The organism is Photobacterium sp. S4TG1 (genome assembly GCF_036040035.1).
Lineage (GTDB): Bacteria > Pseudomonadota > Gammaproteobacteria > Enterobacterales > Vibrionaceae > Photobacterium.
Window position 1 is genome coordinate 41,029 of record NZ_JAYXUH010000003.1, and the last position, 23,158, is coordinate 64,186.

Annotated in this window: 20 protein-coding genes; 7 read left to right on the plus strand and 13 right to left on the minus strand. The window is 39.6% G+C overall.

Annotated features, from left to right (window positions below):
• Positions 1-32 precede the first annotated feature (32 nt).
• Positions 33-989, minus strand: a complete 957-nt coding sequence (dusC, locus tag VXS03_RS05850) for a tRNA dihydrouridine(16) synthase DusC (protein WP_327762532.1) — start codon at positions 987-989, stop codon at positions 33-35.
• Positions 990-1,067: 78 nt separating this feature from the next.
• Complete coding sequence (locus tag VXS03_RS05855; RefSeq protein ID WP_327762534.1) at positions 1,068-1,760, minus strand: NAD(P)H-binding protein; 693 nt, start codon at positions 1,758-1,760, stop codon at positions 1,068-1,070.
• 166 nt (positions 1,761-1,926) lie between these two features.
• Between VXS03_RS05855 and VXS03_RS05860 the strand changes: the two genes are divergently transcribed.
• Both VXS03_RS05860 and VXS03_RS05865 read left to right on the plus strand, forming a co-directional pair.
• Positions 1,927-2,580 (plus strand): SEC-C metal-binding domain-containing protein, encoded by a 654-nt coding sequence (locus VXS03_RS05860; protein WP_327762536.1) that lies wholly within the window; start codon positions 1,927-1,929, stop codon positions 2,578-2,580.
• A complete protein-coding gene (locus VXS03_RS05865; protein ID WP_327762538.1) occupies positions 2,580-3,008 on the plus strand; it encodes a (deoxy)nucleoside triphosphate pyrophosphohydrolase in 429 nt (142 codons plus the stop codon). The genes VXS03_RS05860 and VXS03_RS05865 overlap by 1 nt, the downstream gene beginning before the upstream one ends.
• A 75-nt stretch (positions 3,009-3,083) precedes the next feature.
• Here VXS03_RS05865 and dsbB read toward each other — a convergent pair whose 3' ends face one another.
• The gene (gene dsbB / locus VXS03_RS05870; protein WP_327762539.1) at positions 3,084-3,596 is read right to left on the minus strand and encodes a disulfide bond formation protein DsbB; all 513 of its coding nucleotides are present in this window, start codon (positions 3,594-3,596) and stop codon (positions 3,084-3,086) included.
• Positions 3,597-3,737: 141 nt separating this feature from the next.
• Complete coding sequence (gene nhaB / locus VXS03_RS05875) at positions 3,738-5,327, minus strand: Na(+)/H(+) antiporter NhaB (RefSeq protein ID WP_327762540.1); 1,590 nt, start codon at positions 5,325-5,327, stop codon at positions 3,738-3,740.
• A gap of 520 nt (positions 5,328-5,847) precedes the next feature.
• Between nhaB and fadR the strand changes: the two genes are divergently transcribed.
• The gene (gene fadR / locus VXS03_RS05880) at positions 5,848-6,699 is read left to right on the plus strand and encodes a fatty acid metabolism transcriptional regulator FadR (protein ID WP_327762541.1); all 852 of its coding nucleotides are present in this window, start codon (positions 5,848-5,850) and stop codon (positions 6,697-6,699) included.
• An 84-nt stretch (positions 6,700-6,783) separates the two neighbouring features.
• On the opposite strand, the gene VXS03_RS05885 is transcribed toward fadR, so the two are convergent.
• The 3 genes from VXS03_RS05885 to VXS03_RS05895 form a co-directional block, all read right to left on the minus strand.
• Entirely contained in the window at positions 6,784-8,313 is a 1,530-nt protein-coding gene (locus VXS03_RS05885) for a SpoVR family protein (RefSeq protein ID WP_327762542.1), read from the minus strand.
• 107 nt (positions 8,314-8,420) lie between these two features.
• Positions 8,421-9,692, minus strand: coding sequence for a YeaH/YhbH family protein (locus VXS03_RS05890; protein ID WP_327762544.1), 1,272 nt, complete (start codon positions 9,690-9,692; stop codon positions 8,421-8,423).
• Between the two features lie 25 nt (positions 9,693-9,717).
• Positions 9,718-11,652 (minus strand): PrkA family serine protein kinase, encoded by a 1,935-nt coding sequence (locus tag VXS03_RS05895; RefSeq protein WP_080173447.1) that lies wholly within the window; start codon positions 11,650-11,652, stop codon positions 9,718-9,720.
• A gap of 553 nt (positions 11,653-12,205) precedes the next feature.
• On the opposite strand from VXS03_RS05895, the gene VXS03_RS05900 reads away from it, so the two are divergent.
• On the plus strand, positions 12,206-12,586 hold the full coding sequence (locus VXS03_RS05900) for a VOC family protein (RefSeq protein ID WP_327762545.1): 381 nt from the start codon (positions 12,206-12,208) through the stop codon (positions 12,584-12,586).
• A gap of 48 nt (positions 12,587-12,634) precedes the next feature.
• On the opposite strand, the gene VXS03_RS05905 is transcribed toward VXS03_RS05900, so the two are convergent.
• On the minus strand, positions 12,635-13,510 hold the full coding sequence (locus VXS03_RS05905) for a D-hexose-6-phosphate mutarotase (RefSeq protein WP_327762547.1): 876 nt from the start codon (positions 13,508-13,510) through the stop codon (positions 12,635-12,637).
• A 350-nt stretch (positions 13,511-13,860) separates the two neighbouring features.
• The gene (gene gap, locus VXS03_RS05910; RefSeq protein WP_327762549.1) at positions 13,861-14,856 is read right to left on the minus strand and encodes a type I glyceraldehyde-3-phosphate dehydrogenase; all 996 of its coding nucleotides are present in this window, start codon (positions 14,854-14,856) and stop codon (positions 13,861-13,863) included.
• Between the two features lie 336 nt (positions 14,857-15,192).
• On the opposite strand from gap, the gene msrB reads away from it, so the two are divergent.
• Entirely contained in the window at positions 15,193-15,582 is a 390-nt protein-coding gene (gene msrB / locus VXS03_RS05915; protein WP_327762551.1) for a peptide-methionine (R)-S-oxide reductase MsrB, read from the plus strand.
• Between the two features lie 62 nt (positions 15,583-15,644).
• On the opposite strand, the gene VXS03_RS05920 is transcribed toward msrB, so the two are convergent.
• Entirely contained in the window at positions 15,645-16,499 is an 855-nt protein-coding gene (locus VXS03_RS05920) for a DUF2989 domain-containing protein (protein ID WP_327762552.1), read from the minus strand.
• Positions 16,500-16,667: 168 nt separating this feature from the next.
• Here VXS03_RS05920 and VXS03_RS05925 point away from each other — a divergent pair, with 168 nt between their 5' ends.
• Positions 16,668-16,991, plus strand: a complete 324-nt coding sequence (locus tag VXS03_RS05925) for a YeaC family protein (protein WP_327762554.1) — start codon at positions 16,668-16,670, stop codon at positions 16,989-16,991.
• 3 nt (positions 16,992-16,994) lie between these two features.
• Here the strand turns inward: VXS03_RS05925 and VXS03_RS05930 are convergent, their stop codons facing one another.
• The 3 genes from VXS03_RS05930 to sppA all read right to left on the minus strand — a co-directional run bounded on the left by VXS03_RS05930 (position 16,995) and on the right by sppA (position 20,900).
• Positions 16,995-17,669, minus strand: a complete 675-nt coding sequence (locus tag VXS03_RS05930) for a glutathione S-transferase family protein (protein WP_327762555.1) — start codon at positions 17,667-17,669, stop codon at positions 16,995-16,997.
• Positions 17,670-17,805: 136 nt separating this feature from the next.
• Complete coding sequence (gene ansA / locus VXS03_RS05935; RefSeq protein WP_327762557.1) at positions 17,806-18,819, minus strand: asparaginase; 1,014 nt, start codon at positions 18,817-18,819, stop codon at positions 17,806-17,808.
• 233 nt (positions 18,820-19,052) lie between these two features.
• Complete coding sequence (gene sppA / locus VXS03_RS05940; protein ID WP_327762558.1) at positions 19,053-20,900, minus strand: signal peptide peptidase SppA; 1,848 nt, start codon at positions 20,898-20,900, stop codon at positions 19,053-19,055.
• Positions 20,901-21,118: 218 nt separating this feature from the next.
• On the opposite strand from sppA, the gene VXS03_RS05945 reads away from it, so the two are divergent.
• Positions 21,119-23,131, plus strand: a complete 2,013-nt coding sequence (locus VXS03_RS05945) for an oxidoreductase (RefSeq protein WP_327762560.1) — start codon at positions 21,119-21,121, stop codon at positions 23,129-23,131.
• The last annotated feature ends 27 nt before the right edge of the window (positions 23,132-23,158 follow it).

Below are 23,158 nucleotides of genomic sequence, written 5' to 3' on the forward strand. Positions count from 1 at the left end.
ATTATGGGGAGTCGCTGATTAAATATGGCTTTTTAAGCAGTTAACGACAATTGTTGTTGAGCAAGTTCTAATCGTTCAATAATTGGCGCTGCTTTATTGAGACAACGAATATCGGCAAATAATAATTTTGCTTGTGGATATTGATGACGTAAATAAGCAAACCATTGTTTAACACGGTTAGGGTAATATAAGCCTTTATCACCTTTGATTTCAAATTGAGAGTAGGTTAATAATAGTGCTAATACTTGTTCCCATGTCATCGGAGCTTGATTAAATTTAACCACGTTACCTAAGTTGGGTAAGTTTAATGCACCACGGCAAACCATTAAAGCATCAGTATTGGTTGCGGCTAAACACGCTTGACCATCAGCATGATTCCAGACTTCACCATTGGCGATAATCGGTAATGTAACATGTTGGCGAAGTTGGCGAATATAATCCCATTTGATGGTATCTGCTTTATAGCCATCATCTTTAGTTCGTGCATGGATCACCATTTCATCAGCGCCAGCTTGTGCAATAGCATCAGCAATCTCAAAGCATTGTTGCGGATCATCCCAACCTAAACGTACTTTAGCCGTCACAGGTTTGGTTGGATTAACTGCGGCACGGGTTGCTTTTACGATTTGATAGATGAGTTCGGGTTCTTTTAGTAATACCGCGCCACCACGGCTCTTATTTACTGCTTTGGCTGGACAACCAAAGTTAATATCAATTCCGGCAGACCCAAGGTTACAGGCTCGATGGGCATTTTCAGCCATCCAGTGCGGATCTTGGCCTAATAGTTGAACGCGAACGGGTGTGCCTGAGCGTGTTTTACCGCCTTGATGTAATTCAGGACATAAACGATAGAAAACACTATTGGGTTGTAGGCTATCAATGATACGTACAAATTCAGTTACGCAAAGATCATAGTCATTAATCTCGGTTAGCATCTCACGCATTAGATGATCTAATACGCCTTCCATCGGGCCTAAAATAACTCGCATAGGGGTGTTTGCTCTACTCGGTAAATACGCTAAGGGGCAAGAGTCTAGTGCGAGTTGGCTAATTTGTCATCTTTGTTTTTACTTTGATCGCAGATGATGACCGGAAATAATTGTGGTCGGCCGTAATTGGTGCTTATCACATGTGATGGCAAGTTTTAGCATACTGGCTGCGACATCTTCGGCTGGAATGGGAAGATAGTGTTTCAGTGGGCCTATCATTAAGGGATGCAGAACATCAAAAATACGTTGAACGACTAATTCATCTTGGCGAGGCTGATTACGTTCACCTTTAAGTGGCCCTGGACGAACAAAGACACAATGCTCAAATGCTAAGGTGGTTAACGCTTGTTCCATCTTACCTTTACAACGTAAATAATGAGCTGGTGAGTATCTAGAAGCCCCTAAGCTAGAGACGACGAACAGATGTTTTACACCTAAGTTTTTCATGGTAATGGCAACATTTTTAACTAAATCAACGTCAACCGCTTCAAGCTCTTGTTTGGTGCCCGCCTTTTTTTTGGTTGTTCCTAAACAGATAAAACCATATTCCGGAACCGGTTGTTCATTTTCCCAAGCAATAATGCGTAATTGGCTGTCTATAATTTGGTGTAATTTCTTACTGCGGAAAGGTAATGGGCGACGGGCCAAGGCATAGATATAATTAAAGCGTGGGTGATCAAGTAATTGGTGTAGTAGCTCACTACCGACTAAACCGCTAGCCCCAGCGATAATTGCATTCAGTGGATAGGGTGACATAAGTGTATCCGTCATAATAAATCAAAGGTTATAAATAGCGTATTTTGTTCACCTTTGCTTTTAACTTTATCAAATTTTAGTTATTTACGATGATTAATAGGCCCGTTATGGCTGTTATCACGCATATTCGACGTATAATAGCGTTAAAGTGAACTAAAAGAATTAACCAGTAGGACATCAAATGAATACATTAATGGCGTTACCTGCACATTGGCAAGGTATGTCTGCGACTTTTATTGAAGGCGCTTTATTTGCAGCGAATGCGAATCCAAAGCCAATGGAACCTGAAGTGTGGTTACCTGTTCTAATCAATGGCGGTGGTGATGATACTACGGTTGTTATGGTTGATGATGCTGACAAAATGCCGATTCTTAACCATTTTGAAATGCAATATCGAATGGTGAAGGCGGGTGAATATCAATTACCAGAGTGTTTGATTTGGCAGCAAGATGGCGTTAATCAAGTTGCATTACGTGAGTTTGCCGAAGGCTTCTTAGCTGTATGGGTATTTATTGAGCCGAATTGGGAACAGCAAACTGTATCAGATGGCACTATGCGTATGTTATCAGCATTATTAACCACCTTAATGTTATTAGTGGATGAAACTGAAACATTAGCATTAATGGAACAAGCTGGTGTAACGGGTGTTCCTGCGCCAACGGAGTTGTATGCGCAATTACCGTTAATGTTAACAGAAGTGATGATGGCGGCGGATCAATTGCAAATTGGTTCTGGCGCACAGGCGATTAATCCTTTTAAAGGGATTGGACGTAACGATCTATGCCCATGTGAAAGCGGTAAGAAGTTTAAAAAATGTTGTGGTAAAACGCTGTAATGGTAATAACGAAGCCGTATGTAGTCGTAGTTGCTGGTGTGATTGAAAAACAGGGTTATTATCTGATTGCGCAGCGGTTTGATGATGCGAGTCAAGGTGGTTTGTGGGAATTTCCTGGTGGTAAAGTTGAGCTGGGTGAAACACCAATACAAGCCCTTGAGCGAGAACTGTCTGAAGAGCTGTCGATAACAACGACAACAGAAATATGGCTTGCTGATAGCGTGTTTGATTATGGTGATAAAGTCGTTGAGCTAAAAGGTTATCTATCCCATTGGCAGCAAGGGAATATTACGCTCAATAGCCATCAAAAAATGACATGGGTATCATTGCTACAATTAGCAGATTATCAGTTTTGTGCTGCTGATTATCCTATTATTGCCGCGTTACAACAGTATGTAGCATCAGAAGATACTGATATCGCTAAGTAGATGTTGTTATTATAGTGGTCCACAAAAAAGCGAAGCATGGAGCTTCGCTTTTTTTATATTTGGTTTTTGTGTTGTTTAGCGCTTGTTACCCAAAAATTGTGCAAGAACCATGACGGCCCAAACAATAAGGTTAGCAGCAAAAATGATCACTAGCCATTGTGGCATTGAGAGATCAAGGAAGGTCCATACCACTTTGGCACAATCACCATAGGCTTCAAACATCCATGGAACCCAATGGTTAAGCGGTGCCCATGAAGGAAACTGGACAAATAAATCACAAGTAGCAAAGGGTGATGGGTTAAATTGAAATCCTACATGCTGATAGGCTAATTCAAGACCACGGTAAGCACTAAATCCCCAGCCAGCTAATCCTAACCAGCGTAACAGGCCATTTTTAGGCGCCAATAAACCAATTAAAGCGGCAATACCAATCCCCATCATTGCAACACGTTCATAAACACACATTACGCAAGGTGCGAGTTTCATGACATGTTCAAAAAAGAGTGCAGAACTTTCAAAGAAAATAATGGACAGTAGCAATAGCAACCAAGCTAAACGTGTTTTTGAAAAAGAATTAAGCACTTTCATTCTGGATACTCTAATGACTAACTGGATAAAACAAAGCCCTGAACATCAGGGCCTTGAAATGATAAATGGCACTTATTACTGAGCGTTATTCAATCATAGCTCTGAAGATAAGTAAATCGTCATTAAGTTGATTGTGTTCTTTTAATGACCTACCGCAGGAATTAATGCCGCAGCATCTACTGTACCTTGCGTTAGCCAATTCATGCTATAGAACCAATCTGTCATAGGAACCAATAGTAATTCAATCCCCGCTAAACCAACAAAGGTTAATACGATTGTATAAGGTAAAGCCATATACACCATACGTCCGTAAGAGAGACGAATTAGTGGTGCTAACGCAGAGGTTAGAACAAATAAGAAGGCTGCTTGACCATTAGGCGTCGCCACTGACGGTAAATTAGTACCTGTATTAATAGCAACGGCTAACATATCAAATTGATTACGATCGATAACCCCATGAAGAAGTGCTGTTTTAACTTCATTAATGTATACCGTACCGACAAACACATTATCTGAAACCATCGACAAGACACCATTAGCAATATAGAACATGGTTAATTGCGAGCTACCTTCAAGGCTTAACACCCAGCCGATAATTGGCGTAAATAGTTGTTGATCAATGATAACGGCAACGACCGAGAAAAAGACTGCAAGTAATGCGGTAAAAGGTAAAGCTTCTTCAAACGCCTTTCCTAATGCATGCTCTTCAGTTATGCCTGTAAATGCAGTTGCAAAAATAATGACCGTTAAACCGATTAATCCTACCGCGGCTAAGTGCATTGCAAGGCCGACAATTAACCATACCGCAATAATACCTTGGACAATAAATTTAGCGTAATCAAGGTTAGTACGACGTTTACGTTCTTCGTTGTCTAAATCAACCAAAATCGTGCGAACATTTTCAGGTAATTTCGCACCGTAGCCACAAATTTTGAATTTCTCAATCAACACACAGGTAAAGAGACCACAAATCAGCACTGGAATAGAAACCGGTGACATACGAATAATGAACTCACCAAATTGCCAACCTGCTTGATCGGCAATAATTAAGTTTTGTGGTTCACCTACCATGGTCATTACACCGCCAAGCGCTGTACCTACACCAGCGTGCATCAGTAAACTACGTAAAAATGCACGGTAGTTTTCTAAATCGTCACGGCTCAGTTCTTGAACATGATCATCATCGGTATGATCGTGGTTAGCATTAGGATCTTGGCCTGAAGCGACTTTATGATAAATACTGTAGAAGCCAACAGTTACACTAATAACGACAGCAATAACAGTTAAAGCATCAAGGAAGGCTGAGAGGAATGCCGCCATGATACAAAATGCAAGAGAAAGCAATATCTTTGATTTAATGCTGATTAATATCTTGGTGAAAATAAACAGCAATAGTTGCTTCATGAAGTAGATGCCAGCAACCATAAAGACAAGCAATAACAATACTTCGATATTTGCAACAAGCTCATGCTTTACTTGTTCGGCGCTGGTCATACCGATAGCGACAGCTTCAATAGCAAGTAAACCACCAGGTTGGAGCGGGTAACATTTTAGCGCCATTGCTAAAGTGAAAATAAATTCCACCACCAATAACCAACCAGCAACAAAAGGATCAACGAGAAAGAAAACTAGTGGGTTAATGATAAGAAAAGAAATAATTGCAATCTTGTACCAGTCAGGCGCCTTACCTAAAAAGTTTTTTATGAAGGCATTCCCTAGCGATATAGCCATGTTTGAATCTCTTATTATTAGTGCAAATTTGAAGGTACGAAATGGTACAAAAGCCGCCCGCGAGCACTAATCAGCAGAGAATTGATGGCGTCATGCCAAAAATTTTTAGCAGTGATAAGTTCTTTAAGATAAACACCATAAATAACCGATGATGATATTTAACTTAAAGCAGGCAGCAGCGTCCATTTGCTCCCAGTTTGTTAATGATAACTTTACCGATTGAAATTGATTAGTCAATCGCAGACATAAGTATGTAAAATTATTATGACATTTTCATCACAAACTGAGGGTGATACCTAAGACATTAGGGGTACAATATACAGAATATTAAAGGCAAAATATCGCTAGCTGATAAAATAATGCAACCAAGACAACCTTTAAGGGTATAGATGGTTTATTTTTGTACATATCTATCTGCTCTATGTCAGAGTTATGTACTAGATTTCAGCTATTGAAGAACTAGTGGTATGATGAGTGTTAATAAATAATATAAGCAAGAAGCGAATTGGATTGAACTTAGATGGTTATTAAGGCAGATAGCCCAGCGACGTTTGCTGAGAAATACATTATTGAAAGTATCTGGAATAATCACTTTCCTCAGGGCTCTATTCTTCCTGCTGAACGTGAACTTTCGGAACTGATTGGCGTAACTCGTACAACGTTGCGTGAAGTATTACAACGTTTGGCGCGAGATGGTTGGTTAACTATTCAACATGGTAAACCGACCCGTGTAAATAATTACATGGATACCTCTGGTTTAAGCATTTTAGATACGTTAATTACATTAGACGGACAGGATGTCCAACGAGTACTCGCTGATTTATTAGCGGCTCGTACGGATATCAGTAGTGTTTTTATGCGTTATGCTGTCAAAGGTAATCCAGAAAACTCCAGTGAATTAATTCAACATGTGATTGAATCATGTCAACGATTACTCGCTGCTGAAAGTTTTGCTGAGTTTATTGAAAATAGCGATGATCGATTAGATTTACTGCAAGAAGTAAAGAAAATCGTTGATAAATACGGTAAAAATGATCCTCAGTTATGTGAGGAAGTTTGTCGAGCTCGTGCTTTTAATTACTATGATTACCGTTTATTTCAAGGAATGGCGGGGAAATCGGGTAATACGCTCTATGTGCTAACAATTAATGGCTTACGTAAAATTTATACTCGCGTTGGCGGTTATTACTTTATGAATCCAGAAGCATGTCAATTAGCGCTTAATTTCTACAGTGATTTACAATCATACTGTGATGGTCATCAACCAGAGTTGGTTGCTGATCGTATTAAAAAATATGGCCGAGAAAGTGGAGCGATTTGGTATACCCATCGCGTCAAGATCTCTAAATATTTATATGAAGAAGAGCAGTAATAGTTACCGTTCTTGAAGAATTAAAACGGGGGAATCAACGTTATGTTGGTTCCCCCTTTTTTTATATTGTAGCTGAGCTAATAGTTATATATCAGTATTGTATTGAGTATTAGCCGGGCAGGTTGCAATGATTTTACCGCGGCCATCAGGTAATTCTTCTTCGAGAGTTACTTTAAATCCCCATAGTCGATGCAGGTGTTTTATCACTTCAGCATGGCTGTTTGCTAACGGAATACGATTGTGCGGAATATAACGTAATGTTAATGAACGATCGCCGCGTAATGCGACATTCCAGATTTGTAAGTTAGGCTCATTATTGCTTAGGTTATATTGAGACGATAACTTTTCTCGAATGGCACGGTAGCCTTCTTCGTTATGGATAGCACTGACTTCGACATAGTTATGACGGTCGTCATCGTTAACGGCAAACAGTTTAAAATCTCGCATTAATTTAGGTGATAAAAACTGGCTTATAAAGCTTTCATCTTTGAAGTTCTCCATTGCAAAATGGAGAGTATCAAGCCAATTTGATCCTGCAATATCTGGAAACCAATATTTATCTTCATCGGTTGGATGTTCACAGATTCGGCGAATATCTTGGAACATCGCAAACCCTAATGCATAAGGGTTTATTCCATTGTAATAAGGGCTGTTGTATTCAGGTTGTGCGACTACATTGGTATGGCTGTGTAGGAACTCCATGATGAATCGATCTGTTACTAATCCCTCATCATAAAGGTGGTTTAAAATAGAATAATGCCAAAATGTTGCCCAGCCCTCGTTCATGACTTGGGTTTGTTTTTGAGGGTAAAAATACTGGCTAACTTTACGCACTATACGCACTAATTCCCGCTGCCATGGCTCAAGTAATGGTGCGTGCTTTTCAAAGAAGTACAGAATGTTTTCTTGTGGCTCTGATGGAAAACGTTCTTCTTCTAAGATGGTTTCTTGGGTTTGGTTTTGAGGAATGGTTCGCCATAAAGAATTGACTTGAGATTGCAGGTAATCTTCACGGGCTTTCTGGCGCGCTGTTTCTTCAACTAACGATATTTTTTGAGGCCGCTTGTAGCGATCAACACCATAATTCATCAAGGCATGGCATGAATCAAGCAGCTTTTCTACATCATCAACGCCATATTTTTCTTCGCATTCTGTAATATATTTACGAGCAAATAAAAGATAATCGATAATGGAACTGGCGTCAGTCCATGTTTTAAAGAGGTAATTACCTTTAAAGAACGAGTTATGACCATAACATGCATGTGCCATTACAAGCGCTTGCATCGTAATGGTATTTTCTTCCATTAGATAAGCAATACAAGGGTCTGAATTAATGACTATTTCATAGGCTAAGCCCATTTGACCATGCTTATAGCCACGTTCGGTTTCAATGAAACGTTTACCAAACGACCAATGGTGGTAGTTGATAGGCATACCTATACTAGAGTAGGCATCCATCATTTGTTCAGCAGTGATAACCTCAATTTGATTTGGGTAAGTATCAAGGCGATAGTGTGCAGCTACACGTTTAATTTCAACGTGATATTGTTCAAGTAAATCAAAAGTCCAATCTGGTCCATCACTGAGTGTTTTTGTTGTTGTCATTATTGCCATCACTCAATCTCCCCATGTTTGTCCACTCTGTCATTGATTAGTTAGCATAAATCGGCACAAGGTTTGTGGTTGTGCCGATCATGTTTATTTCTGTGAGTGGTGTGAATTTAACTGACTTGTTTTTTAAATAATTCCCTAAACACGGGGAAAATATCTTCAACAGTTTTAATATTTTGCATTGCAAAATTCTCATGACTGCCGTGTAACGCTTCATACTCTCGCCACAATGTTTGATGTGCTCGACGAGTGATTTCTATGTATGAGTAATAGCGTGTAACTGGAAGTATATGTTTATCAAGCAATTCACGACAGCCTGGGGAATCATCCGCCCAATTATCACCATCTGATGCTTGCGCCGCATAAATATTCCATTCCTCGGGACGATAGCGTTGTTTAACAATGTCATGCATCATTTTTAATGCACTTGATACTATCGTGCCACCTGTTTCTTGAGAGTAGAAAAATTCATGCTCATCGACTTCTTTTGCTTGAGTGTGGTGGCGAATAAACACTACCTCAACATTTTTGTAAGTACGATTTAAAAATAAATACAATAAGATATAAAACCGTTTAGCAATATCTTTTGTCGCTTGATCCATTGAGCCGGATACATCCATTAAGCAAAACATTACCGCTTGGCTCGATGGTTGTGGGCGACGTTCATAGTTTTTATACCGTAAATCAAAGGTATCAATAAATGGCGTACTGTTAATTTTTTTCCGCAGTAGTGCAATTTCTTGTTTGATACGCTCTTCTTCAAACGGTTGAGCCGGTTCGGTTGTAAATAATAACGTCAGTGCTTGCTCAAGTTCTCGTAGTTTACGTCGTTTACCTGCGGTCATTGCTGTTCGTCTTGCTAATGAATTTTGCAATGATTTTACAATCGCGATATTTGATGGCACGCCTTGTGATTTGTATCCAGCACGAAACGTTTTCCATTCTACTAGCTGATTAATTGCGTTCTTTTGTAAGTTAGGTAATTCTAAATCTTCAAACAATAGATCAAGGTATTCGTCTTTTGAAATTTGGAAAACGAAATCATCTTGACCATCGCCATCAGGACTTGCTTGACCTTCACCCGCACCACCTTGACCGCCACCTCCTTGTGGTCGTTCAATGCGATCACCAGGGCTAAATTGGTCATTACCTGGGTGGACGACTTCACGTTGTCCACCTTTGCCTTGGTGAAATATTGGTTCGCTGATGTCGCGAGAGGGGATGGTAATATCCTCGCCACTATCGACATCAGTAATCGAACGTTTGTTAACCGCATCAGCAATTGATTCTTTGATTCGCTGTTTATGACGACGTAAAAAACGTTGGCGATTGACGGTGCTCTTATTTTTACCGTTGAGCCTTCGATCAATAAAGTGTGCCATAGTTCCCCCCTTTGTTGTCAGTTGGTTACGACGACTTACGCACGCGTAAGTACCATTCAGACAATAAGCGAACTTGTTTGCGGGTATAGCCTTTCTCCATCATTCGAGCGACAAAATCGTCATGTTTTTTCTGCTCGTCTGTTGAGGTTTTCGCATTAAAGGAAATAACCGGTAACAGCTCTTCTGTATTAGAGAACATCTTTTTCTCAATAACAGTGCGTAGTTTTTCATAGCTAGTCCAATTTGGATTTTTACCTGCATTATTGGCACGAGCACGAAGAACAAAATTAACAATTTCATTTCGAAAATCTTTTGGATTACTGATACCTGCTGGTTTCTCAATTTTTTCAAGTTCATTATTGAGCGCAGAACGGTCAAACAATTGGCCGGTATCAGGATCACGATACTCTTGATCTTGAATCCAAAAATCAGCATAACTAACATAACGGTCAAAGATGTTTTGGCCATATTCTGAATACGATTCCAGATAAGCGGTTTGAATTTCTTTACCAATAAATTCAACATACTTCGGCGTTAAGAAACCTTTGAGGTGTTCAAGATATTTTTCTGCAACATCCTGTGGGAATTGTTCACGCTCAATCTGTTGCTCAAGCACATAGAACAGGTGAACAGGGTTTGCTGCCACTTCAGCATGATCAAAGTTAAATACACGTGAAAGAATCTTAAAGGCGAAACGGGTTGATAATCCATTCATACCTTCGTCAACGCCCGCATAGTCACGGTACTCTTGGTATGATTTTGCTTTTGGATCGGTATCTTTAAGGGTTTCACCATCATAGACACGCATTTTTGAATATACACTTGAGTTTTCAGGCTCTTTCAGACGCGATAGCACAGTGAAACGCGCTAGAATTTCAAGGGTACTTGGTGAGCATGGTGCCGATGATAGCTCACTGTTTTGTAATAATTTTTCGTAAATACGCATTTCTTCAGAAACCCGTAAACAATAAGGAACTTTAACGATGTAAACACGATCGAGGAAGGCCTCATTAGTCTTATTATTACGGAATGTTTGCCACTCGGATTCGTTTGAGTGAGCTAAAATCATGCCATCAAAAGGCAATGCTGATAGTCCTTCAGTACCGTTATAGTTACCTTCTTGAGTCGCTGTTAATAATGGATGTAGCACTTTTAATGGTGCTTTAAACATCTCAACAAACTCCATTAAGCCTTGGTTTGCTTTACATAAGGCGCCTGAATAACTGTAGGCATCGGGATCATCTTGCGAGAAATGCTCAAGTTGGCGAATATCAACTTTACCGACCAATGATGAAATATCTTGGTTGTTTTCATCACCCGGTTCCGTTTTAGCAATACCGACCTGATCAAGAATCGAAGGGCGTACTTTTATCACTTTAAATTGAGTGATATCACCACCGAATTCATGTAATCGTTTGGCTGCCCATGGCGACATAATGCTATTAAGGTAGCGACCAGGAATGCCATATTCATCTTTTAGTAATCCACCATCTTCTTGTTTATCAAACAAACAGAAAGGATGATCATTGACTGGGCTACGCTCGCCATTAGCCGTAAGAATATAAATCGGCACTTTTTGCATTAAACTTTTAAGTTTTTCAGCTAATGATGATTTACCACCACCAACAGGGCCTAATAAATAGAGGATTTGTTTACGTTCTTCAAGTCCTTGAGCCGCATGTTTTAGGTAAGACACGATTTGTTCAATGGCTTCTTCCATGCCATAAAAATCTTTAAATGTGTCATAACGTGATATTACGCGGTTGGAAAATAAACGGCTAAGATGTGGATCTTGTGCGGTGTCTATCATTTCTGGCTCGCCAATAGCCATTAGAAGACGCTCTGCTGCGTTGACGTAAGAACTACGATCGTCTTTACAGATATCAAGGAATTCTTGTAATGAAAGCTCTTCGTCTTTAGCTTCTTCATAGCGCTGACGATAGTGGTCAAAAATACTCATAGTATGCCCCCTGAATCGTTCTTATATTTGAGAGTAATTAATGAAAAACATAGTGTTTTTGCATTGCTTACTTATTTAAGCCTAGTCTGAACTTGCTACTTTGTATTGCAGAATTACTGATTGGTGAATAAATTTTTTCACAGTTGATAGGATAAAATTGACGATTAAATAACCGATATCAATCACTATCCTTTAATTTAAAGGGTTTCGCAAGATAAATTGTTGCAAAGTTATTGTATCTATGTTGTTTTTGTGTTTACGGGTGATGAGTTTATCAGTTGGATGTAAATGCTATGACTTATATGCTTATTAGTTTTTATTACTGATTAAGTATTTAGTTATGAAGTAAATGTTTTGATTATGTATTAAAGACAGTTTTATTGTGTTTTTTTGTCATAGCGTGATTTTTTTGCTCTGTCTTAACATTAAGAGCGAATGATAAATTGTAAGAATCTAAGGGGGCATACTCATTTTTTAACACAAAAGGAAAATGACTGATTTAATCTCAATATGGGCGGTCATGTTAGTGTTTAAGAGTATGGAGCGAGATGTTATGTCTATTTGTCGAGTTGATACGGTATCAATTCCAGTCACAGATCAAAATCAAGCACTGCAATTTTATCGTGATGTATTAGGGTTTGAATTAATTAGAGATCATGCTGAAAATCAACAAACTCGATGGGTTCAATTAGTACCTAGAGGCGCTGAAACAACGATCAGTTTAGTGAAACCTTTTGCAGGAATGGAAGCGGGAGGTGTACAAGGTTTAGTGGTTCAGACTCATGATATTCAATCTACACATCAGGAACTGAGTAGTAGAGGAGTCGCATTATCTGAAATTATTACCATGATGGAAGGGCGATTTGCTACCTTTAATGATCCCGATGGCAATGGCTGGGTGTTAATTGAATCTAGCGGCACAATGCTAGCTTAATATCACTAGCCAGATCGTAATCTAGCTAGTGATAACAAGTATTGTTAATTAGTGCTGGACGGCAATTCGTGTTGATAATGTATGTGTTTGTCCTGGCTGTAATTCAAGGGTTGGAGTATGAATAGTTGATTCAACACATACCATAGTTTCAAAGCTGTTGTTTGCCATATCGGCCATGCTTATTGATAATTGTTGCCAAGGGTTCCAAATAACTGCGGCATTATCACCCTCGTTAGTCACTGCAATAGTACGTTGGTTATTTTTATCGGCAATTAGAATTGTTGGTTGAGGCTGAGTATAAACGCGATCTGTTTCTGTGTTGAATGTTAATACATCGTTACCTTGACACGCTTTACCTGCCTGAGTGCTATCTAAATATTCGTGACCCATACCTGTTATCGAAACATTGTTGATATCTGCAATATTAAAATAAGTGTGTAGTGCACCGCCAAATGACCAAGGCTGAGTATCTGTATTGGTTGATGATAAACTCACTTTCAGTTCAGCATTCATTTCAAATGTGATTTGGTTATGGAATTTATGTGGCCAAACCTCACGAGTTTGTTGGTTATCTTCAAGAGTCAAAGAAACAATAACGCCATGCTCATTTTCACGGTGTTGTGATAATGTCCACTCACTTGTACGAGCAAAACCATGAGAAGGAGTACCTGCTTTACCAAACCATGGCCAACAAACAGGAATACCACCACGAACTGCTTTTGTTAGATCAAATTCAGCATTTTCACTTAGCCAAATAACATCTTTTTCACCCGCAGGTTTGAACCAAAGCAGATGGCCACCATGGAGAGAAATTCCCGCTTCTACCATTGGGTGAATAATGCGAATAATTTTCACTCCTTGATATTCGCATACAGTAACAGCATCAGATAATGCATTAATTGTCGAAAGTTGACGTAAATCCATCTTCTTTTCCTTAATGTTGAGTGGCGAAAGCGCCCATTGTTGATGATTTTGGGTATATTTAGCGTAAAACCATAAACAATGAAAACTTATTTTTCGTTTTAAAATATCAAAGAATATTAAGATTTATTTGTTATTTTTGTAACATATTTGATCTGAATATTTCATGTGCTATAACTTAAATAACAGCCGCCGTGGTTGTTTTATAATATATCAAGCATGACTGATCACTGTGATGCGATGAGATTGTTGATAGAAATCAGAATTGACATATTTTAGGTATAAAAAAGGCGACACCCTTAAGCGTCGCCTCTTACTATCTGCTTTCAAAGAAAGTCAGCTAATTGCTTACATTACTTAGAGATGTGAGCGATTAGGTCTAGAACTTTGTTTGAGTAACCGATTTCGTTGTCGTACCAAGATACAACTTTAACGAAGTTATCGTTAAGTGCGATACCAGCTGCAGCATCAAAGATTGAAGTGCGAGTGTCGCCATTGAAGTCAGTTGAAACAACTGCATCTTCAGTGTAACCAAGAACGCCTTTTAGAGAACCTTCAGAAGCTTCTTTCATTGCAGCACAGATAGCTGCGTAAGATGCGCCTTTTTCTAGGTTAACTGTTAGGTCAACTACAGAAACGTTAGCAGTTGGTACGCGGAAAGCCATACCAGTTAGTTTGCCGTTGATTTCTGGAAGAACAACGCCTACTGCTTTAGCAGCACCAGTTGATGATGGGATGATGTTCTGAGAAGCACCACGACCGCCACGCCAGTCTTTAGCTGAAGGACCATCTACAGTTTTTTGAGTTGCTGTAGTAGCGTGAACTGTTGTCATAAGACCTGAAACGATACCGAAGTTGTCGTTTAGAACTTTAGCGATAGGCGCTAGACAGTTAGTAGTACAAGAAGCGTTAGAAACGATGTCTTGACCAGCGTAAGTTGTATCGTTAACACCCATAACGAACATAGGTGTAGCATCTTTAGATGGGCCAGTTAGAACAACTTTCTTAGCGCCAGCTGTGATGTGCTTACGTGCAGTCTCGTCTGTTAGGAACAGGCCAGTTGCTTCAGCTACTACGTCAACGTTGATTGCATCCCACTTAAGATCTTCAGGGTTACGCTCAGCAGTTACACGTACAGTTTTACCATTAACGATTAAGTTACCGCCTTCAACTTCAACAGTACCGTTGAAACGGCCGTGAGTTGAGTCGTACTTAAGCATGTATGCCATGTAGTCAACGTCGATTAGGTCGTTGATACCAACAACTTCGATGTCAGTGCGCTCTTGCGCTGCACGGAAAACAAAACGACCGATACGGCCAAAACCGTTAATACCTACTTTAATTGTCATTACAGTTTGCTCCACAACTTAATTTCTAATGAAATATAACTGGTAGTAAAATTACAGAATCCTTTGCAAGCCTGCAAGCAAAAAAATCGTTTAAATTGCTTGAGGTCAAAAAAAAGTTCGGATTTATTTACATTTTAACTACACCGACGTTAATTTATACAACTATTGTTCAAATTAGCGTCGCAGTAATTATTCGCTTTTGATCATTTATTGCAATAATCAAAAATTATTTTTGAGTCTATGTGACTTTTTGCGCAAGAAGTATGTGGTACAGTGACCCCTAATTGCAAATATATTTATTCAATTTACTTAAAATACAATGAAAGGCAATGAAGAATGAACTCAAAAGATAATGCATATTGGCGAGATAAGTTATCTACTGATGCTTATCGTGTGTGTCGTGAGCAAGCAACTGAAGCCCCTTTTAGCGGTACACTGCTACATAACCGCGAGACTGGTGTTTATAGTTGTACTTGCTGTGATCAACCTTTATTTGCTTCGACTAATAAATATGATTCCGGTTGCGGATGGCCAAGCTTTGATGCACCTATCACTAAAACGTGTATTCGTTATCTTGATGATAATAGCCATGGCATGGTACGGACAGAGATTCGTTGCTCACAGTGTGACAGTCATTTAGGGCATATTTTCCCAGATGGTCCGCCATCAACTGGGGAACGATTTTGTGTTAATTCAATCTCACTGCTTTTCTCTGCTGATAACTAATCTTCTAGTGTGATCTCTGGCTATTTAAGAAAATAGTGCTGATATTATCATTCTGTAAAGCGTTATTGAGTCATGATGTCAGTACGTTGATATTGACCGCTATTCAATGTTGCAATGATATTGAGAGTGGTACGATCCAACTTTTCCCGTTCGGTGTTGGTTAGCTTAAACGAATTATGAATCGCTATCTTTTGTGGCGCATTATTGGGATGGTAATGGGTTGTTATATTGGTCCATACATAAGCTGCTGCCATATTTTGTTGCTGATAATATAAGGTTGATAGTGTTCTTAAGATACTGATATTAATATTATCTTTTGCTTTATAAAGACTGAGGCTATGGTGCAGTAAATCTAATGTTTTATGTTTATTTTTATTAACATAATAACGAGCAAGTGCTAATTGTAACTCTGGATGTTCAAGTTTTTTATCACCTTCAAGTGCCATAAATTGCTGTTTAGCGATTTGATCGCCCTGACTCCAACGATAATAAATAATATGCGGGTTTTGAGAGGGCAGTAGCTCTTGATTGAGTCGTTCAATGCTTTCATAACTATGATACAACGCTTGTATACGTTTAGTTTTACGTTGTTTTAATTCTGTTGGTTCAATACGCGCGGCATACTCAAGGCAGAATTGATATTCCTTAGTTGCTTTTAACTCTTTAAATTTATGTTCATCGGTGGGAGTTTGTAAGGTGTCATAACGTTGCCATATAAGCTTTGTACGTTGAATACGACACTGACCATCATTAAGATTTAGCGGTTGGCATAAGTCGGGATTGTCATCGCATAAGTTCTCTGTGGTACGGTAATGATCAAAGCAACCACTGAGTAAAAGCGGCAAAAAAAGAATGGCTTTTACACGACGAAGATTGTGCAATGGCATGGTATGAGAGAAGAATAAAACCTTTATCAAAGGATAAACTCATAAAAAATCGATAGTTAAATTTAACAGTATTATTTTTTTTGTAAATGAAACTGTTACAGCAAAGTAATTTAACGTGATAAGTCTACAATGAATAAATATGTTTTTTGATACTGACTCAAAATATGCCATGTAATGATGTTAAAGAAGGGTAAGGATATGGATGTTAATCAACTCTTAGCGGCAATGACGCCTGATGTTTATCAGCGTATTTTAGCCGCAGTTGAAACAGGAAAATGGTTAGATGGCTCAATATTAACGCCACAATTACGTGATAGTGCAATGCAAGCTGTGATGCTCTATCAATCACGGCATAACATGAAAGCAGATCATATGACGGTTGCTGCGGGTGGTGAAATTAAATTTAAATCAAAAGCTGAATTTAAACGGGACTTTGCGGTTGATACAACAGCGGAGACCCGTGATACCGAAAATACGACCAATGAACATGATATTGCTCGCTTTGATCATGATCAACTGTGATTGTTATGTTGATGAGTGCGGTAAGATCATTGGTTCACAATAGAAATCTTGTAGTTGGTGATCTTCTTCTGCAATAAGATTCGCAATCCATGGTTCCTGTTCTATTCGTTGTAGATAAGCGTGTAACTGTGGATAGTGCGGCTGTAAACGTAATCCACTCATCCACCCGCTTCGAAAAATACTCCATAAACTAATTTCAGCCATTGAAAAATGATCACTGACATAGCCTTGCTGTGGAATTTGTTGATTAAGGTAGTGCAGTACATCAGGAAGGTGATGAGTTAAACATTGCTCAACGGCTTCTTGATCACAGCTTTTGTTTTGCATTTTTTGACGCAATATTTTTTGATAAAACAGTACTCCACCAATCAACGATGTGACACGGGTTGCCGCGTACGATTCAAGCCAACGTATTTGAGCGCGTTGTTGTGCATTGCCTGAATATAATGGCGGAATGGGGTAAACGTCATCTAAATAATGTGCAATTACCGTGGAATCAATAACGGTTAATGATCCATGCTCAAGTACTGGGACTTTGCCCATTGGGTGCCGCTTATGTGCAAGTTCCTTTTCAAGGTAAGGGTTAAGCGGTTGAAGCTCGTAACGTATACCTTTGTAATTGAGTGCTAACATTATTTTTCGTACAAAGGGGGATATCGAGGTGCCATGTAAAATCATAATGGTCACTTATTGCTTGGCTCAATGAGCGATAATATTGCAATAAGTGTAGTTTGCTTTGTTATTCTTAGCGGTAGAAATTATGATCAAAAAAAAGAGCCCGAGAGGCTCTTTTTTGTCAGCTGTAATCAAAAGATTAGTGGGTTAATTCACCACGTAAATCTTGTTGCATCAGACTGCGGATAGCTTCAGTAGTTAGGTCCTGACTTAATAAATAATGTAATTTAGCCAATGCTGCTTCTGGGGTCATGTCATAGCCACTTAATACGCCAGCTTCTGCAAGTGCACATCCTGTTGCGTAACCACCCATATTCACTTTACCTGATAGGCATTGAGTTAAGTTCATTACAATGACGCCACGATCCGTTGCTGCCTTGAGTTGCTCAAGCAATTCTTTATTTTGTGGTGCATTACCGACACCAAATGTCAGTAGTATCATTGCATTGACGGGTTGACGTAATGTGTTACGGATCACTTCAGGAGAAATGCCCGGATACATTGTGATAACCCCAATTGGCTGCGGTGTAATAGTATGGACTTGAAATGCACCGTCAGGTTTTTTATCTATTTGGGCAATATTATTAACAGTAATATTGATTCCCGCTTCTAATAGCGGTGGTAAGTTTGGCGAAATAAACGCACCAAAACCATCAGCATGTGCTTTAGTACTGCGATTACCACGAATCAATTGGTTATTGAAAAATACGGTGACTTCATTGATTGGGTAATTAGCCGCAATATGAAGAGCATTTAGCAAGTTACTTTGGCCATCAGAGCGTAATTCAACCAATGGAATTTGTGAGCCAGTCACAATCACAGGTTTGTCTAAATTTTCAAACATAAATGATAATGCTGATGCGGTGTAAGCCATGGTATCGGTACCATGTAAAATTACAAAACCATCATATTTATCATAATTAGCTTTAATATCATCTGCGATTCGCTGCCAATCCATTGGTGTCATATCAGATGAATCTATCAGTGGTTCATATTCATTGATCGTAAATTCTGGCATTTCTGAACGATGGAATTCAGGCATGCTTGCCAATTGCTGCTGCATAAAACCAGCAACAGGAACATAGCCATGATCCGACTTTTGCATCCCAATAGTACCGCCAGTGTAAGCGATGTAAATGTGTTTTCTTTCCATTTTTAAGCTCAGAATGAACGAATGAGTGCGCGTATTATACGCAAACTGTATGAAGATGCGAGGTTAGTTAGATTTGTAGCGTGATTGTATGAGTTAAAATGTGATCGTAGCGAAGTATGCTGATTTATTACACAGTGTCAGTGTAAATAACTATGAACTAATAACGAGCAGTGGTGTGTGGCGGTATTAAAAAACCCGGCCAATACTGACCGGGTTGAAGACTATTATGATGTTTAATTAACAGTGCTGCAATTTAAGCAGAAAGCATAACGGCCATTAGGATCGTTAAAGTTCGTCAGTGAAGTAAGATCTTTAGCAACTTTTGTTACTGGGGCTAACGAAGATGGCATGTCACCAAATACCATGGTTGCAATTTGCACTTTTACTTCGCCAGATAGCTCTTTAAAGAATTGTTGTACTGGTGATAGTGGTTGTTGCATCCACACTAATTGATAATCTTTTACTTTGGCTAACTCAACAGCTGCTGTAATGGCGGTGTCAAAGTCACCTAATTTATCAACTAAGCCGCGTTGCTGTGCATCTTTACCAGTCCATACTCGGCCTTGAGCAATTTTATCTGCTTGAGCCAATGTCATATGACGGTATTTACTGACTAAGCCAATAAAGCGTTGGTAGCCATTATCAACCCCAAGTTGGAATACTTTTGCTACACCATCGGGTAGTGCGCGAGTAACACCCACACCTGAGAACGGTGTAGTACCGACCCCATCACTGTAAACACCTAGCTTTTCTAAGCCTTTTTCAAAAGTGGTTAAGATTGCAAAGATACCAATAGAGCCGGTGATCGTTGTTGGTTGAGCAATGATCTCGTCGGCACTGGAGGAGATCCAATAACCGCCAGAGGCTGCAACGCTCGACATTGATACTACGACGGGTTTGCCTGCTCTTTTGAGTGCGTCAACGGCATTACGAATAACCTCTGAGGCGAAAGCACTACCTCCTGGGCTATCAACCCTTAGAATCACTGATTTCACTTGTTTATCAAAGCGTGCTTTGTTTAGTAGTGAGGCAATAGTGTCACCACCAGCAGAACCTTGGCTACTTTTACCATCAACAATCGCGCCGTTTACAATAACTACCGCGACTTTATTTGGTGATGGTTGTTGATCATCAACCAGTAATGGCAGGTAATCGTAATAGCTAATTTGTTTAAAGCTATGTTTGTCGTTAGCACCAAAAGTATCAATTAAATATTGGGTCATTTGATCACGAGTAACGAGCGAATCAACTAAACCTAATTTTTTACTCAATTGAGCAAAGTCGCCATTAACTGATTTTAATTGCGTAATAAACTCATCGATATTTGGCGTTAATGTCTGTGGTTTAATATGGCGGTTTTTGGCTACATCGTCGCTGAATGCTCCCCATAGTTGAGTTAACCAAACAGTATTAGCTTCTTTGGCTGCAGCTGACATGCCATCACGAATATAAGGTTCAACAAATGACTTATAGGTACCGACACGGAAAACATGAGTGGTGACATCTAACTTAGCCAGTAAGCTCTTATAGTACAGAGTGTAAGTGCCATAACCGGTTAGCATCACGCCACCATCTGGCGATAAAAAGACTTTATCTGCATAACTGGCTAGGTAGTACTGGCTTTGAGTGTAATTATCACTATAAGCATAAACAGCTTTACCTGATGCTTTAAATTCTTCAATGGCTTTTGCGATGTAACGCATTTTAGTCAGGCTTGTTTCAGACATGCCCTTAAGGTTAAGCACCAAACCTGTGATGTCTTTATCTGTTGCTGCTGCGCGAATGGCTTCAACAATATCAAATAATACATTTTGTTTTACATCGGGCTTACCTAACGCCTCACTCATTACACTATCAAGTGGATTGTCATAATTACTTTGTTCAACAATCGGACCGGAAAGGTTAAGGACTAATGCGGAGGGTTCAATATTATCGGTGGTTTTATCTTCATCGGTTAATGCAAAAATTATCGCGCCAATAATAAGAACGAACAAAAGGTTGAGGATAAATTTGCGAGTAAAGTTAATTAACTTCCCGATAGCGAGGAAGAATTTTCCAATCCTTGAGAATATGGCTTTCATGAAAATTCCTGATAATGGTGATAGCGATATCGTAGCGTAGTCACTGCTGAATTACAGTGTTTTTACGGTGTAATTGTTATTAATAGTAAAATAGACGTACGTGATTGATTATAAATAGTGAGGCGCATCATGTAAATGTTGCTTTTTTGTTAATTCTGGTTGATATTGCGGTCTAAGCTCAAATATACTGGTCTGACCATGGTGATTAGGAGCTGCTTATGAATGATAAACCGTTTCCTCATTTATTGACGTCGCTAGATCTGGGTTTTACTCAATTACGTAATCGAGTATTAATGGGTTCAATGCACACCGGATTAGAAGAAGAGCGGGGAGGCTTTCATAAGCTGGCAACGTTTTATGCCATTAGAGCAAAAGCTGGGGTTGGGCTTATTGTTACGGGTGGTTTTTCTCCTAACTTTCGTGGTCGATTACATCCGTTTAGTGCCGAATTTAGTAAAAATCGCCATGTGCGTAAACACCGCAATATTACCGCTGCAGTGCATCAGCAAGGGGGAAAGATTGCGTTACAATTATTACATGCTGGGCGTTATGCAATGTCACCATTTGCGGTAAGTGCCTCTGCTATTCGCTCTCCTATTTCTAAATTCACCCCAAGCAAAATGAGTCATCGCCAAATTAACAATACCATTAATGATTTTGCACACAGTGCCGAGTTAGCGCGTGAAGCGGGTTATGACGGGGTTGAGTTAATGGGCTCTGAAGGCTATCTCATCAACCAGTTTATTTGTCAGCGTTCAAATCAACGTTACGACGAATGGGGAGGCTGTTATGACAATAGAATCCGTTTTGCTGTTGAAATAGTTCGTGCAGTACGCGCGCGTGTTGGTGATGATTTTATTATTATCTTTCGATTATCAATGCTGGATTTAGTTGAACAAGGAAGCACTTACGATGAGGTGGTGCAGTTAGCGCTGGCATTAGAAGCGGTAGGCGTTACTCTTTTAAATACAGGTATTGGTTGGCACGAAGCCCGTATTCCAACTATAGCCACTCAAGTGCCACGAGCTGCATTTGCTTGGGTTACGGAAAAAATCAAACAGCAAATTTCGATTCCTATTGTGACCTGTAATCGCATTAATACACCACAAGTTGCTGAAAATATTTTAGCTCAAGGGCAAGCTGATATGGTGTCGATGGCGAGACCATTTTTAGCTGATCCTGAATTTGTCTTAAAAGCAGAGCAAAATCGAGCCAATGATATTAATACCTGTATTGGTTGTAATCAGGCATGTTTAGATCATGCTTTTGTTGGTCAACGCGCCAGTTGTTTAGTTAATCCTCAGGCATGTTATGAGACTGAACTGGTATTAACGACGGCCGCTAAGTCGCGAAAAGTCGCGGTTATTGGTGGTGGTCCGGCGGGAATGGCGTGTGCAGTTACTGCTGCAGAGCGTGGATTTAAGGTCGATTTATTTGAAAAAAATACCCATGTTGGTGGCCAATTTAATCTAGCGATGCAGATTCCTGGTAAAGAAGAATTTAAAGAAACCATCCGTTATTTTACTCGACGCTTAGAGCAAACAGGCGTTGTGGTGCGGTTAGGTGTTGAAGCTAAGGTCGAGCAGTTGCTTGATTATGACGAAGTTATTATTGCAACGGGAGTGCAACCTCGAATACCGCCAATTACGGGGATTGATCATTTGAAGGTGATTGATTACCAAACTTTAATTCGTCAGCAGAGAGTGTTGGGGGGAAAAGTAGCCATCATTGGTGCTGGTGGTATTGGGGTTGATGTTGCTACCATGCTAACAGAGCCGAGTGAGCATGATCTTGATAGCTGGTTGAGTGAATGGGATATTGATAAAAGTCTGTGCTATAGCGGCGGTTTATTACCTTCAGATGATTATATTAGCCCGCGCCAAGTATGGTTATTACAACGTCGACCAGGAAAAGTAGGCAAAGGCCCTGGGCGCACAACGGGTTGGATTCATCGCCGTACATTAGAAAAACGTGGCGTTAAATTATGGGCGGGAGTGGACTATCAAGCCATTGACGATCAAGGCTTGCATCTTATTATTGATGGTCAACCACAGACATTAGAGGTTGATCATATTGTTATTTGTACCGGCCAAACATCAGTTGATAATTTATCGCAACAGTTAATACAGCAAGGTGTGTCAGTGCATGTGATTGGTGGAGCGGAAGATGCAGGGGAAGTTGACGCGAAACGTGTTATTCGCCAAGGGGTTGAATTAGCCGCGAAGTTATAATTTTCATGGCTTGTGTTCTGCGCTTTA